The organism is Kribbella sp. NBC_00709, from assembly GCF_036226565.1.
GTDB lineage: Bacteria > Actinomycetota > Actinomycetes > Propionibacteriales > Kribbellaceae > Kribbella.
The window spans coordinates 733838-746700 of record NZ_CP108996.1; the positions used below are offsets into that span (position 1 = coordinate 733838).

A 12863-nucleotide genomic window follows, 5' to 3' on the forward strand; every position below is an offset into this window, starting at 1 on the left:
CACCCCCACCCCTCCACATCCGAGATTGGGGACGATTTTGACCCCGAATCGGGACAACCGTCGGCTCAGCCCATTCGCCATCTGGTTCGGATGGTGGTGCCGAGGATTGCCAGGGCGACGATCAGGGCGATCCCGCCGACCGGTAGGACGAAGAGTGGGTACCCCGGGGCCGGCTTCGGGGTGCTGCTCTCGAGGATCAGGCAGGCTGCGCCGGCCACGACGTACCCGGTCGCCAGGACGGCCGACAGGATGCCGGCCGCCTGGGCCCACTTCAGGACGAACCGGTGGGACCTCCGCCGGCCGACGATCAACGTCACGAGCGCGACCGGGATCAGCCCGACTACGACCACGAGCATCAGGTTCACGAGGCCCTGGAAGTCCCGCAGTACCTCGAGACTGAGCAGGTCGTTCCGCATGCCTGCATGCTGTCAGTGCACCGGGTCGTCCACGGATGCCGGAGCGGGGTCCTGGACCTTGGCCTCGCCGCGGGGCAGGAGCACCAGGGCAACGACCGCGCCCGCGACCGCGCCGATGGCGCCGACCGTCATCGAGATCGACATGGCGTCGGTGAACGCGTGCTTGGCGGCGTTGAAGAAGTCCGGACCGAGCGCGAGCGTCTCGGCGATCGACTTCCGGGCCGCCTCCGGCACGGAGTCCGGCAGCGCCGAGGAGTACGCCGCGGCGAGCACACTGCCGAGTACGGCGACCGACAGCGCGGCACCGGTCTGCTGCACGGTGTCGTTCATCGCCGAACCCACACCGCGGTGCTCCGCCGGAACAGCCTGCATCAACAGCGTGTACGCCGCCGGTCCGGCCAGGCCACCGCCGATCCCCATCACCAGCAGGCCGATGATCAGCAGGCCGTACCCGGTCGAGTCGGACACCTGGGTCAGGATGCCGAAGCTGGCCGCGATGATCAGCAGCCCGAGGCAGATCAGCGTCCGGTCCGCGACCTTCTTGCCCAGCGCGGCGCCGAGACCGTTGAACACCGCGGCGGCGAGGGCGTACGGAATCAACGCCAGCCCGGCCTTCAACGGGCTGTATCCCAGCACGAACTGCAGGTACTGCGTCAGCGCCAGCAGCAACCCGCCCGCGGTGAACGACAACAGCACGATCGAGAAACTCGTACCGCTGAACCGGCGATCCCGGAACAAGGCCAGCGGCACCATCGGATGCTCGCTCCGCTTCTCCCACAGCGCGAACGCGGTCAGCGCGACCACACCGACCGCCAGGCCGCCGAGCACCCGGCCGGAACCCCAGCCGTCCGCCGGGATCGACACGATCGCCCAGACGATCGACGCCATCCCGACGATCGTCAGCACCGCGCCGACCGGGTCGACGTTGCGCGCCGGGCCCTTCGACTCCGGGATCAGGGCCAGCGTCCCGAGGATCGCGAGGGCGGCGATCGGCACGTTCAGCAGGAAGATCGAGCCCCACCAGAAGTGGTTCAGCAACACGCCGCCGACGGTCGGGCCGGCAACCACGCCGAGCATCGCGACCATGGACCAGCCCGCCATCGCCTTGCGCTGCTCCTCCGGCGGGAACACCGTGAACAGCAGCGACAGCGTGCTCGGCATCAGCAGCGACCCGCCGATGCCCATCAGGAAGCGGCACGCGATCAGCTGCCAGGGGTTGTCGGCCAGCGTCGCCAGCAGGGAGGCCGCACCGAACACCACCAGGCCGAGGAGCAGCATCTTCCGCCGGCCGAACCGGTCGGACAGGCTTCCGGCGGTCAGCAGCAGCCCGGCGAACGCCAGGATGTAGGCGTCGATCACCCACTGGATGTCCGCGGGCGTCGCGCCCAGGTCGCGCATCAGCGACGGGATCGCCAGGTTGAGGACGGTGTTGTCGACGACCAGAACCATCAGGCTCAGGCACAGGATCGACAGGATCCACCAGCGACGCGGGTGACCGGTCGCGGGCGTCTCGGCGGGCGTCTCGGGAGACTCGAACGGTGTACTAGTCACTCGCACACTGTACGACAGACTCGTACAGTGTGCGAGTGCTTTGTAGGATGGGCACATGAAGGAAACGATCTGGACCCGGCAACGGACGGCGGCACCGGCGCGCGAGACGCTCAGCCGGGAGCAGATCGTGAAGATGGCGATGCTCGTCCTGGACGAGGAGGGGGTCGCCGGACTGAGCATGCGCAAGCTCGCCGCCAGGCTCGGGTCCGGCGCGACCAGCCTCTACTGGCACGTGCCGACCAAGGACGACCTCGTCGACCTGCTGATCGACGAGGTCTGGGGCGAGATCGACGTACCCGAACCGGAGCTGGCCGGCTGGCGGAGCGGGGCGCTCCTGTTCGGGCACAGCCTGCGGTCCGCCGTACTGCGGCACCCGTGGCTGCCCGAGGTGATGTACACCCGGCCGAGCGTCGGTCCGCACGCGATGACGCTCGGCGAGCGCGGTCTGGTGCTGTTCGGAGCGGCCGGGTTCACCGCCCGCGAGGTCGATCTGGCGATGGGCAGCGTGATGTCGTACGTGCTCGGCACGGTCAGCGCCGAGGTGGCGACCCGCGAGATGGTGCGGAAGTCCGGCCGCTCCGAGGAGAGTTGGGTGAGCGACCTACTGGCCCAGGCCGAGGCCGCCGCCGACGAGTACCCGCACATGCAGGAGTCGGTCCGGCGCCGGACCTCGGCCGACCTGGATTCCGAGCTGACCGCGAACTTCGTCTTCGGTCTCGACGCGCTCCTCGACGGCCTCGAGGCCAAGGTCAAGAAGTAGGGGTCAGGAAGTGAGCCCGAACCACGGCTCCTTCGCGAGCTCGTCGTTCAGCACCTGCCGGTCGCCGTCGCTTGCGACGAGCTTCGCCAGTTCTCGAACCCGCTCCAACTCCGCTCGCGCGGCAGCGGCCTGACCGGTCGCGGCCAGTGCTCGCGCCAGGGCCTCGCGGGCGAACGGCTCGTCCCAGTCGCTCATCTGCTCGCGGTGCGTCTCCACCAGGTCGATGCAGCGCCGCGCATGCTGCATCCCCACGTCGACGCGCCCGATCCGGAGCGCCACCCGCGCGATCAGGTGCTCTCCGCGCGCATGATTCGCCTCGTTGCCCGCCTCCAGCCAGTGCAGGCAGGCGGCGTACGCGCCGTACAGCAACCGCTCCTGGTCCTCCAGCGGGCTCGTCTCGTCGATCTGCTCGAGCAGGTCCCAGGTCTCGTTGTTGAGCTCGACACCGAAGTACCGGTGCAGCTCGCGGCCCTCCACCAGCTCGGTGGCGACCTTCTCCATCAGCTCGGGCCAGCTGGCCAGCCCGTACTCGCGGGCGATCGTCAGCTGCGCGTCCCGCAGTGTGAAGGCCGCTTCGTCGTACGACGGGTGGTGGGCGCGCGCCCGCTCGATGGCGTCGGGCCGGCCCTTGGCGACCGCCTTGCGCAGTTCTTTCGCCCGGGCGCGGAGCTGGCTGAGGCTGGCCTTCGCGGGCAGCGGTGTAGTCGACATCAACGGTCCTTCCAGAACAGCCCGCTCCGCTGAATCAGACCGTCCCGAAGGGTCAACCGGCCGATGTGGGTCCTACCTTTTGCTTCCAGGTGCACTCGGTGCTTGCCGCGGAGAGGAGGCGCCCTGGCGCGCGCTGCCCCAACGCTGACATGCCGCCCGGCCGGCCGTCAATCAGAACGGCAGATGGATCGGGTTGGTCCAGGCGCGGCGGCCGGCGGCGTCCTCGATCGTGATGCGGCAGTGGGTGCCGCGGAACAGCGCCAGCGGGAGCGAGCACTCGGTCAGGTCGGTGCCCTGGGCAACCTCGGCCCCTGGGACGCCGCCGCTCAGCAGGACCTTCGTCGCGGGTGAGCAGCGGACCACGACCATGTCGCCCTCGATGTGTACGTCGTACAGGTCGGGGCCGGTGCTGGAGTAGAAGTGGCCGGCCTTCAGGGCGGCCAGGAGCGCGTCCGGTGCGAGTACTTCGGCGCGGACGTGGACCCAGGCCTGGCACGGTGGCGGGTCCTGGGGTTGCAGGTGCGCGTCGTCGGCGGCGTACGTCGTGAGGCGGTGACCGCGGTTCAGCAAGACGTCGGCCAGATGCCAGCTGTCGCCGCGGTTCTCCCGGTCGGAGAGTGCGTTGTAGACCTCGACCGAGTGAGCCGCGTCCAAGCTCTCGGCGTCGAGCGCCGTCAGGAGCGACGCGGACGGGTGGGCCATGCCGATGAAGGCGCCCGCAACCCGCGCTCGTCGGGCGAGCTCAGGACCGGTCTCGGTGTCCGCCGGGGGTGAGAAGTCCAGCGGCAGGCCGGCCGCGATGATGTGCCACTGCTGCCCGGCCTCGGTCCGCGGCGCGTGGAGCTCGGCGCCGATCAGCGTGGTGAACGCGTCGGACCGTAGCTCGCGCGTGTCCGTCATCGGGAAGCCGTACTCCGGCCGGAAGTGGTCGGTGATCGCCACGAAGTCGTACCCGGCCTCGCGGTACACCTGCGCGGTCTCGGCCGGCGACAACGCCCCGTCGGACAGGTTCGAGTGGGTGTGCAGGTTGCCGCGCCAGAACCGCCCCGGCAGATCGAACGTCAACGTCGTTGCTCCCGGGCCGAGGCATACAGGCAGATCGCGGCAGCGGTGGCCAGGTTGAGGGACTCGGCCCGGCCGTAGATCGGGACCTTCACCGAATGGTCGACGACGGCGTTGATGCTGTCGGGGAGGCCGTGGGCCTCGTTGCCGAACAGCCAGACGGTCGGCTTGGCCAGCGTGCCGTCGTCGATGCAGGTGTCCAGGTCGGTGGCGCCGTACCCGTCGGCGGCGAGCACCTGCAGACCCTGCTCGCGCCAGGACTGGACGGCCGTGACGATGTCCACGTCCGTGCTGATCGGCACATGGAAGATGCTGCCGACACTGGCCCGGACCGCCTTCGGGTTGTGCGGGTCGACGGACTCTGTCGACAGTACGACGGCATCGGCGCCGGCCGCGTCCGCAGTACGGATCAGGGTGCCGATGTTGCCGGGGTCGCGGACCTGTACGCCGGCCGCGATCAGCTTGCCGGTCGGCCCGAACGGCACCGTGACGAGGGAGCACACGGCGACGACCCCTTGCGAGGTGACGGTCTCGCTCAGCGCCTCGACGGCGGCGCGGTTGACCTCGAACCACGGGACAGCGGCCGCCGCGGCGAGATCGCGGAGGTCTCGATGACGGGTCGCCACCTCAGGCTCGGCGTACACCTCGAGGACCAGCTCGCGGTGCTCGAGTGCTTCCCGGACGGCCTGCGGTCCCTCGACCAGGAACCGGCCGGTCTTGCGCCGGAACGCACGAGTGGCGAGCCGCCGGGCCTGCTTGATCCGCACGGACTGTGCGGTCAGCAGACCAGGGCTCGCCACTGTGTTGTCAGGGGTGTTGCTCAGGCCGCGGAAACGTCGGCCTTCGGCGCGTTCACGTCGGTCGGCAGGGCAGCCTTGGCCACCTGCACGATCGCGGAGAACGCGGCCGGGTCGTTGACAGCCATGTCGGCCAGGATCTTGCGGTCGACCTCGACCTCGGCGAGCCGCAGGCCCTGGACGAAGCGGTTGTAGGTCAGGTCCTCGGCCCGGACCGCGGCGTTGATCCGCTGGATCCACAGCTTGCGGAAGTCGCCCTTGCGCGCCTTGCGGTCACGGTAGGCGTAGACGAGCGAGTGAGTGACCTGCTCCTTGGCCTTGCGGTACAGCCGCGAGCGCTGGCCGCGGTAGCCGCTGGCCTGCTCGAGTACGACCCGGCGCTTCTTGTGGGCGTTGACTGCCCGCTTCACGCGTGCCATGAGGTGTTACTCCTTGTATTTCTGCGCCGGAGAGAGGTGACCCACTCGGCGGGGATGTTGGGGGGTTGAGAGTGCTGCTCAGATGCCGAGAAGCTTCTTGGCCTTCTTCGCGAACGCGGGGGCGACCTCGACGGTGCCGCTCAGGCGCCGCTTGCGCTTGGACGTCTTCGCCTCGGCGAGGTGGCGGACACCGGTCTGCTCGCGGCGAACCTTGCCCGTGCCGGTGATCCGGACGCGCTTCTTCATCCCCGAGTGGGTCTTCATCTTCGGCATGGCTGTTGTGCTCCTGATTTTCTTCGTTGACTCGAACTTCGGTGTGACCGGCTCCGGCTGCCTCGGCGGCCGGAGCGCTCCGTCACTCCGGGTCGAGGTTGTCGGCCGGACCCTTCGGCTTCTTGGTGGCGCCGGCGGCGCGTTCGGCTTCGTGGGCGTGGGCCTGCTCGACGCGCTCGGCGCGCTCCGCCTGCTCGTCGGCCTCGCGCTCTGCCTTCCGCTGCGCCTTCTCGGCTTCCACGTCCACGCGCGCCTCGGACTTCTTCTTGTGCGGTCCGAGCACCATGATCATGTTCCGGCCGTCCTGGCGCGGCGAGGACTCGACGAAGCCGAGCTCGGTCACGTCTTCGGCGAGCCGCTGCAGCAACCGGAACCCGAGCTCGGGCCGGGACTGCTCGCGTCCGCGGAACATGATGGTGATCTTGACCTTGTCCCCGGCCTTCAGGAACCGGACCACGTGACCCTTCTTGGTCTCGTAGTCGTGCGGGTCGATCTTCGGCCGCAGCTTCATCTCTTTGATGATGGTGTTGGTCTGGTTCCGGCGTGACTCGCGCGCCTTCTGCGCGGTCTCGTACTTGTACTTGCCGAAATCCATCAACTTGCAGACCGGAGGCCGGGCGGTTGCCGCGACCTCGACCAGGTCGAGATCGGCCTCCTGGGCCAGCCGCAGTGCGTCCTCGATCCGGACGATGCCAACCTGCTCACCGTTCGGTCCGACCAGTCGCACCTCGGGAACGCGGATGCGCTCGTTGACGCGCAAATCAGTGGTGATGGGTCCTCCTGGATTGAACTAGTACTGGTGCCACCTCGCGATCACCCGCGAGCCCCCTGAAAAACACGAAGGGCCCTCGTGCGATCACACGAAGGCCCAATTCCCAGATCGACGACGCCCCAACCCCTCTGGGTGGTACGCCGTACGATCGCTGTGATCTTCCGGATGTCCTCCAGAATCTCTCAGCGTGACCGGGACCCGCCGACTCTTCATCGACTGGGTGGGAGGTGGCCCTCCGCTTAGACCTGAACCACCGGCGGCCCTCGAGTATTCCACTCAGGGGTCACCAACGGACCGGGTCGGTCGCCATGCAACAGTAGCAGCATGACCGACGCAGATGCCACTCCGCAGTCCCCCGCCGCACCCGATCCGCTGTCGACCGCGTCCCGCGACATCGCCGAGGTCCCTGCCGTCGAGATCATCTCGACGGCCGCACTCCACCTGATGAGCGCGGCCGCCGTCAACCTCGGCCTGGCCGCCGACCTCCCCGACCACAAGGACCTCGACGAGGCCCGCTCGCTGATCGACTCCCTGGCCGGCCTGATGGACGCCGCCGCGCCTTCGCTCGGCCACCACCACGCCGCACCCCTCCGCGACGGCCTCCGCTCGCTGCAGCTGGCCTTCCGTGAAGCCAGCAGCATCCAGGACGAGCCCGGCCAAGGCCCCGGCGAGAAGTACACCGGCGCTGTCTTCCCGGCCGGCCGCGGGTAGGCTGCCCGCGCTTTCCGGAACATAACCGCCATCCAGCGCAAACTAGGTTCCGGAGAGCTCAGGCCATGGAGGCGAAGAAGTTGAGGATGCCGGCGGGGGCATCGGGCGCGAAGGAGATCTCGAGGTTCTGCTCAGATTCAGCGGCGGACGCCTCGGCGCGGGGGAAGAGGGCTGCTTCGTAGGTGGCGAGGGCTGCCTCGGTGTCGTCGGGCTGGGCGATGAGGGCGGCGGCCAGCTCGGCTCCGTCCTGCATCGCCAGGTTGGCGCCTTCGCCGGCGAACGGCGACATCACGTGGGCGGCGTCGCCGAGGAGGGTGACGCCGGGGATCCGATTCCAGCGGTGACCGATCGGCAGGGCGTGGATCGCCCGTGGGATCAGCTCACCATCGGCTTCGTGGACGAGGCGGAGAAAGCGGTCGTCCCAGTCCTTGAACTCGGCCAGCAGCGTCTCCTTGGTGATCTCACCGGCAGACCACTCCGCGTCCATCCGCACGGCGGCGTACACGTGCAGGCGGTCGGGCTCGCGGTGGGCCAGGAAGCCGCGGCCGTCACCGAGGGCCATCATCATGCCGCCGCCGATCAGCTCGGCGCTGTCCGGGTGGCGCGCCTCGGGGTCGAGCAGATTCAGCTCGGCGAACGAGAGACCCAGGTACGACGGGGTTGCGTCCGAGACCAATGGCCGGACCTTGGACCACGCGCCGTCCGCACCGACCAGCAGATCGGCGGTGAACGTGCTCCCGTCGGCCAGCCGCACCTCCCGATCGTCCGAGATCTCGACGACCCTCGAGCCCCAACGGACGACGCCGTCCGGCAGACCGCCGAGCAGCAGGTCGCGCAGGTCCCGGCGATGCACCTCCGGCCGTCCGCCACCCTCATGGTCGTGCGAGAGCCGCAGTACGGCGTGCTGGTCGTAGATCTTCATCGACTCGGCGCCCGGCAGGATGATCCGGAGGAAGTCGTCGTACAGCCCGGCTGCGCGCAGCGCCTGCTGGCCGGAGTCTTCGTGGATGTCGAGCATGCCGCCCTGGGTCCGGGCCGACGGTGACTCGTCCAGCTCGTAGACAGCGGCCTCGATGCCGTTGACGTGCAGGATCCGGGCCAGCGTCAACCCGCCCAGACCGGCGCCGATGATCGCGATTGCGTGATGTGTGCTCATGACTGTTGTCCTCCCGTGCGTGGAGTGCCGAGCACTCCGTTGATCAGAACGCGGATGCCCCACGACGTCCGGGCCGGACCCGGACCACTCAGCAGGTCCTCCCCGAGCGCGGCGATCCGCGGATGGGTGTCCGGCCGGGCCGCGCGCAACGCGACAGCGACCTCGTCCCACGCCTCGAGGTCTTCACCGCCCGCGTGCTCCGCGGCGGTCGCGGTGGCCACCTTGAGCAGGAGGTCGACACCCCAGGACGCCTGCTGTGGCGGCACGCCGCCCTCGTCGAGCAGCGCGAGGATCGACTCGACCAGCCGCAGATAGTTCTCGCCCGACGGCCGCGCGGTCACGGCGGACTCCGCAAGGCTCGGATACTCGAACAGCACCAGCGTGTACGACGCCAGCACCGTCTCGAGCCGCTCCCGCCAATCCCCGGCGGACTCGACCGGCGACAGATCCACCGACCCGAGCAGCTCGTCGAGCACGGCGGCGTGCAGTTGGGCCGTATTGCGGAAGTAGACGTACAGCGAGGCGGGGCCGGTGTCGAGCTCCTTCGCCAGCCGCCGCATGGTCACCCGGTCGAGCCCCTCGGCCCGCATCACCTCGACCGCCGCCGCCACGATGCCTCGTCGCGTCAGCGCCGCCTTGGCCGGGCGCTCCCGCCGGCTCCTGGGTTCATCCATGCTTTGAGCCTAACGAACATGTTCGTTACGAACAAGTTCGTCGAATCCAATGGTGCCGAGGGTCACCGCCGGGGTACGGTCGGCGACCGTGTCTGCCGATGAGATCCCCGATCCGGTCGCGAAGCTGGATGCCGAGCAGTTGCTGCTCGAGGTGAACGAGCGCTCGGGAGCCGGTCTGACCTTCGTCGGACGGGCTGCGGCCGGCGAGGTCGGTGCCGGGTTCGTGCGGTGGCCCGACGGGCGGGACGGCGTCCTCACCCGCGGATTCGGTTCCCTCGACGACCTACGGCGTACGGCGCGAGTCCTCGAGGCGGCGCGATCGCACGGGCTGCCGATACCGCAGTACCAGCTGTTGACCGAGGTGCCCGACGGCGTCGGCGTCGTCCAGGAGCGCCTGCCGGGGCGGCCGCCGGAGGTGATCGACCGTGCGCTGCTCGAGTCGATGATCGCGCTGACCGACCGCTTCGCGGGGCTGGCCGCCGACCTGCCCGTCCCATCCATGTACCTGCTCGAGAGCGGCCCGGGCTTCTGCCTGCACGAGTCCCTCCTGCGGTACGACGACCGCACGCGGCGGCTGCTGGACTGGGTCCGCGCGGTCGGACGCGACGAGCCCAGCGGGATGACCGGCGACGACCTCGTGCACCTCGACTTCCATACCGGCAACGTGCTTGTCGACGACGCCGGCGAGCTGACCGGCATCGTCGACTGGGACGGCATCGGACGCGGCGACCGGCGGTTCGGGCTGGTGACGCTGCGGTTCGACGCCCACGTACGACTCCCGGGCACCGACCTGACGTGGTTCGACGAGCTGCTCGAGAACGTCCTGTCCCCCGCCGTACTGCGGCTGTACTGGGCCCACATGAGCCTGCGCCTCGTCGACTGGTCGATCCGCCACCACACCCCGGCCGACACCACCGACTGGCTGGACTTCGCCGAACCGCGAATGACCTGACCACGGGCGAGTCTCAGCCCTCCGGCCTCACCACCATCAACTCGGTCGTGCTCGTGCAGTGATCGCAACCCATTTCGGTGCAGACCGAAATGATCGCGGAGCGCCTCACAACGTTCCGGATCTCTCCTAACTTCGAGGTGTGGTCCTCAACCGGGGACCATCCGGACAAGAGGGGAACGAAAGCATGCGCAAGATCGCGATGACTGCCGCTGGGATCGCTGCCGCTGGGATCGCTGCCGCTGTGATCGGTACGGGCGTGGCACTGGCACCGACCGCCAACGCGGCGACCAGCGGTACGGCGACTGCGTGCCCGTCGGGGGCAGTGTGTCTGCAGGAGCCGAACGGCAGCATCCTGAGCAAGAACATCTGGTACAGCTACGGCCCGCACAACCTGTCGAACGTGATCGGCACCAAGACGCTGATCAACAGCCAGACCGGCGGCGCCGGCTTCCAGCTCTGCCTGGAGTACAACGGCAAGAACTGCGGCCCGGTCTACCGCTGGACGGGCCCGTCCGCACCGCACGACTTCACCAAGATCAACTCGATCGTGCTCGTGAAGTAGTTCGGCAACAGCGCCGGCTCCGACCCACCACGGGCCGGAGCCGGCGCTCTGCTAGTGCCTCGTCAAGCAACGTTGACGACGTAATCCCCCAGCCCTCCTCCGCCTCGGTCTCCACCCAACTTTGAGAAGCCACCGCCCAGTTCCAGCACGGAATTGTGGTCGGTGGCTTCTCAAAGTTGGGTGGAGCACCGGCGAGACAGACCGCGGGACCAATCCGGCCGGCCGGACCCCGAGTGATGGATTAGGACCTGAACGTTCCTTGGCGAGGCACTAGCCCTTGACCGCGCCCTCTTCGACGCCCTTGAAGAAGAAGCGTTGGAGGGTGGCGAAGACTATGACGATGGGGATGAAGGCGATCATCGTGCCGGCGGCGATCAGGCGGGGGTTGTTGCTGAAGGTGCCGGACAGGTACTGCAGGCCGACGGTCAGCGTGTACTTGTTCGGATCGGTGAGGACGATCAACGGCCAGAGGAAGTCGTCCCAGGCGCCGATGAACGCGAAGATCGCGATCACGCTGATCGTCCCGCGCACCGACGGCAGGCCGATGTACACGAAGCGTTGCCACGCGTTCGCGCCGTCGACGATCGCGGCCTGGTCGACCTCCAGCGGCAGCGCGCGGAACGCGTTGTACATCAGCAGCACGTTCAGCGCCCCGATCATGCCGGGCAGTGCGACACCGAACAGCGTGTTCGCCAGCCCGAACTCCCGCACCGTCACGTACTGCGAGATGATCGTGACCTCGCCCGGCAGGACCAAGGTGGCGAGGAACAGCCCGAGCACAATGCGACGGCCGCGGAACTGCAACCGCGAGATCGCGAACCCGGCCAGCGACGCGCCGATCACGTTGCCGCCGACAACGAGGAAGGCGACGACCAGCGAGTTCCGCGCGTAGTCCAGCACCGGGATCGTGTCGGTGACTTCTTTGTAGTGGGAGAACGTCGGCTGCGACGGCAGCAGCCGCGGGATCCGGGTGTAGATGTCCTCCCCGGATCCCTTCAGCGACGTCGACAGCTGCCACAGGAACGGCCCGATCGTGATCAGCAGCACGAACGCCAGCAGCAGGTACCGGACCACCTTCTCCCGCGGCGACACCGTGTTGAACCCGAAAGATCCACGCCGGCGACCGGACGGCGTACCAGGAGCCTCGGCGACGGCCGGCCGCGCCGGATCGGTGACAACGCTCATGCTTCGGCTCCCCGACGGTTGAGGCGGGCCAGGACCAGCATCGGTACGACGGTGACGAAGAACAGCACGATCGACAGCGCCGACGCGTACCCGAGGTTGCCCTCGAAACCCTGGCTGTACTGCTGGATCAGCATCACGACCGAGTTGTCCCGGCCGCCCGGACCGCCCTTGCCGCCGCTCAGGATGAACAGCTCCGAGAACACCCGCAGCGCCGACACCGAGATCAGGATCGAGATCAGGATCATCGTCCCCCGTACGCCGGGGATCGTGATGTGCACGAACCGCCGGAACGGCCCCGCGCCGTCGACCGCGGCCGCCTCGTGCAGCTCACGTCCGACGTTCCCGAGGGCGGCCAGGTAGATGATCATGTAGTACCCGAGCCCCTTCCAGATCGTCAGACTGATTGCGCTGAGCAACAACAGCCACTGGTCGGAGAGGAACGGCAGCGGCCCGGAGATGACCCCGAGCTTCTCGGCCAGCCCGTTGACCAGGCCGCGGTCGTCCAGGATCCACTGCCAGATCAGCGCCACCACGACCGCCGATGCCACCACCGGCGTGTAGAACGCAGTACGGAAGAACGTGATCCCGGGCAGCTTCTTCTCGACCAGTACGGCGAGCAGCAGCGGCAGGACGGTCAGGAACGGCAGACAGACCACCATGTAGATGACGCTGTTCAGCAGCGCCCACCGCAACTGCTCGTCGTGCAACAGGGTCTCGAAGTTCTTCAACCCGACGAAGTGACCGCCACCGATCGGCCTGGCGTTCGTGAACGACAGGATGACGGTGTTGATCGACGGCCAGAGGTTGAACACGAGCAACCACGTGAGTGCTGGGATCACCAGCACCCACGGAGTGAACCAAC

Annotated in this window: 16 protein-coding genes; 4 read left to right on the plus strand and 12 right to left on the minus strand. The window is 68.4% G+C overall.

What is annotated here, in order from left to right; genetic code table 11:
* Window positions 1-65 precede the first annotated feature (65 nt).
* Together OHA18_RS03415 and OHA18_RS03420 are read right to left on the minus strand one after the other, a co-directional pair.
* On the minus strand, window positions 66-416 hold the full coding sequence (locus OHA18_RS03415; RefSeq protein WP_329002098.1) for a hypothetical protein: 351 nt from the start codon (window positions 414-416) through the stop codon (window positions 66-68).
* A gap of 12 nt (window positions 417-428) precedes the next feature.
* Window positions 429-1967, minus strand: a complete 1539-nt coding sequence (locus OHA18_RS03420; RefSeq protein WP_329002099.1) for an MFS transporter — start codon at window positions 1965-1967, stop codon at window positions 429-431.
* Between the two features lie 55 nt (window positions 1968-2022).
* Between OHA18_RS03420 and OHA18_RS03425 the strand changes: the two genes are divergently transcribed.
* The gene (locus tag OHA18_RS03425; protein WP_329002100.1) at window positions 2023-2727 is read left to right on the plus strand and encodes a TetR/AcrR family transcriptional regulator C-terminal domain-containing protein; all 705 of its coding nucleotides are present in this window, start codon (window positions 2023-2025) and stop codon (window positions 2725-2727) included.
* 3 nt (window positions 2728-2730) lie between these two features.
* Here OHA18_RS03425 and OHA18_RS03430 read toward each other — a convergent pair whose 3' ends face one another.
* The 6 genes from OHA18_RS03430 to infC all read right to left on the minus strand — a co-directional run bounded on the left by OHA18_RS03430 (window position 2731) and on the right by infC (window position 6749).
* Window positions 2731-3438 carry a hypothetical protein gene (locus OHA18_RS03430; protein WP_329002101.1) on the minus strand — a complete coding sequence of 236 codons (708 nt, stop codon included), beginning with the start codon at window positions 3436-3438 and terminating at the stop codon, window positions 2731-2733.
* Between the two features lie 171 nt (window positions 3439-3609).
* On the minus strand, window positions 3610-4503 hold the full coding sequence (locus OHA18_RS03435) for a PHP domain-containing protein (protein ID WP_329002103.1): 894 nt from the start codon (window positions 4501-4503) through the stop codon (window positions 3610-3612).
* A complete protein-coding gene (locus OHA18_RS03440) occupies window positions 4500-5300 on the minus strand; it encodes a TrmH family RNA methyltransferase (protein WP_329002104.1) in 801 nt (266 codons plus the stop codon). Before OHA18_RS03440 ends, OHA18_RS03435 begins: the two co-directional genes overlap by 4 nt.
* Before the next feature lie 20 nt (window positions 5301-5320).
* On the minus strand, window positions 5321-5716 hold the full coding sequence (gene rplT, locus OHA18_RS03445) for a 50S ribosomal protein L20 (protein WP_329002105.1): 396 nt from the start codon (window positions 5714-5716) through the stop codon (window positions 5321-5323).
* A 78-nt stretch (window positions 5717-5794) separates the two neighbouring features.
* Window positions 5795-5989: a 50S ribosomal protein L35 gene (gene rpmI, locus OHA18_RS03450; protein WP_130439409.1), complete on the minus strand. Its 195-nt coding sequence runs from the start codon at window positions 5987-5989 to the stop codon at window positions 5795-5797.
* Window positions 5990-6071: 82 nt separating this feature from the next.
* Window positions 6072-6749 (minus strand): translation initiation factor IF-3, encoded by a 678-nt coding sequence (gene infC / locus OHA18_RS03455; RefSeq protein ID WP_329002106.1) that lies wholly within the window; start codon window positions 6747-6749, stop codon window positions 6072-6074.
* A 336-nt stretch (window positions 6750-7085) separates the two neighbouring features.
* Here infC and OHA18_RS03460 point away from each other — a divergent pair, with 336 nt between their 5' ends.
* Window positions 7086-7472, plus strand: coding sequence for a DUF1844 domain-containing protein (locus OHA18_RS03460; protein ID WP_329002108.1), 387 nt, complete (start codon window positions 7086-7088; stop codon window positions 7470-7472).
* 58 nt (window positions 7473-7530) lie between these two features.
* On the opposite strand, the gene OHA18_RS03465 is transcribed toward OHA18_RS03460, so the two are convergent.
* The gene (locus tag OHA18_RS03465) at window positions 7531-8628 is read right to left on the minus strand and encodes an FAD-dependent oxidoreductase (protein WP_329002109.1); all 1098 of its coding nucleotides are present in this window, start codon (window positions 8626-8628) and stop codon (window positions 7531-7533) included.
* A complete protein-coding gene (locus OHA18_RS03470) occupies window positions 8625-9302 on the minus strand; it encodes a TetR/AcrR family transcriptional regulator (protein ID WP_329002110.1) in 678 nt (225 codons plus the stop codon). The genes OHA18_RS03465 and OHA18_RS03470 overlap by 4 nt, the downstream gene beginning before the upstream one ends.
* 88 nt (window positions 9303-9390) lie before the next feature.
* Here OHA18_RS03470 and OHA18_RS03475 point away from each other — a divergent pair, with 88 nt between their 5' ends.
* Window positions 9391-10254 carry a phosphotransferase enzyme family protein gene (locus OHA18_RS03475; RefSeq protein ID WP_329002112.1) on the plus strand — a complete coding sequence of 288 codons (864 nt, stop codon included), beginning with the start codon at window positions 9391-9393 and terminating at the stop codon, window positions 10252-10254.
* 184 nt (window positions 10255-10438) lie between these two features.
* Window positions 10439-10816 (plus strand): hypothetical protein, encoded by a 378-nt coding sequence (locus OHA18_RS03480; protein ID WP_329002113.1) that lies wholly within the window; start codon window positions 10439-10441, stop codon window positions 10814-10816.
* A gap of 270 nt (window positions 10817-11086) precedes the next feature.
* Here the strand turns inward: OHA18_RS03480 and OHA18_RS03485 are convergent, their stop codons facing one another.
* Both OHA18_RS03485 and OHA18_RS03490 read right to left on the minus strand, forming a co-directional pair.
* Entirely contained in the window at window positions 11087-12001 is a 915-nt protein-coding gene (locus OHA18_RS03485) for a carbohydrate ABC transporter permease (RefSeq protein WP_329002114.1), read from the minus strand.
* The gene (locus OHA18_RS03490) at window positions 11998-12846 is read right to left on the minus strand and encodes a carbohydrate ABC transporter permease (protein ID WP_329002116.1); all 849 of its coding nucleotides are present in this window, start codon (window positions 12844-12846) and stop codon (window positions 11998-12000) included. The genes OHA18_RS03485 and OHA18_RS03490 overlap by 4 nt, the downstream gene beginning before the upstream one ends.
* Between the last annotated feature and the right edge of the window lie 17 nt (window positions 12847-12863).

Excerpts from the sequence above, each read along its gene's own strand:
- rplT (WP_329002105.1), bottom strand. The coding sequence starts at position 5,716 with ATGGCACGCGTGAAGCGGGCAGTCAACGCCCACAAGAAGCGCCGGGTC.
- OHA18_RS03430 (WP_329002101.1), bottom strand. The coding sequence starts at position 3,438 with ATGTCGACTACACCGCTGCCCGCGAAGGCCAGCCTCAGCCAGCTCCGC.
- OHA18_RS03415 (WP_329002098.1), bottom strand. The coding sequence starts at position 416 with ATGCGGAACGACCTGCTCAGTCTCGAGGTACTGCGGGACTTCCAGGGC.
- OHA18_RS03425 (WP_329002100.1), top strand. The coding sequence starts at position 2,023 with ATGAAGGAAACGATCTGGACCCGGCAACGGACGGCGGCACCGGCGCGC.
- OHA18_RS03465 (WP_329002109.1), bottom strand. The coding sequence starts at position 8,628 with ATGAGCACACATCACGCAATCGCGATCATCGGCGCCGGTCTGGGCGGG.
- OHA18_RS03480 (WP_329002113.1), top strand. The coding sequence starts at position 10,439 with ATGCGCAAGATCGCGATGACTGCCGCTGGGATCGCTGCCGCTGGGATC.
- OHA18_RS03485 (WP_329002114.1), bottom strand. The coding sequence starts at position 12,001 with ATGAGCGTTGTCACCGATCCGGCGCGGCCGGCCGTCGCCGAGGCTCCT.
- rpmI (WP_130439409.1), bottom strand. The coding sequence starts at position 5,989 with ATGCCGAAGATGAAGACCCACTCGGGGATGAAGAAGCGCGTCCGGATC.
- OHA18_RS03470 (WP_329002110.1), bottom strand. The coding sequence starts at position 9,302 with ATGGATGAACCCAGGAGCCGGCGGGAGCGCCCGGCCAAGGCGGCGCTG.
- OHA18_RS03460 (WP_329002108.1), top strand. The coding sequence starts at position 7,086 with ATGACCGACGCAGATGCCACTCCGCAGTCCCCCGCCGCACCCGATCCG.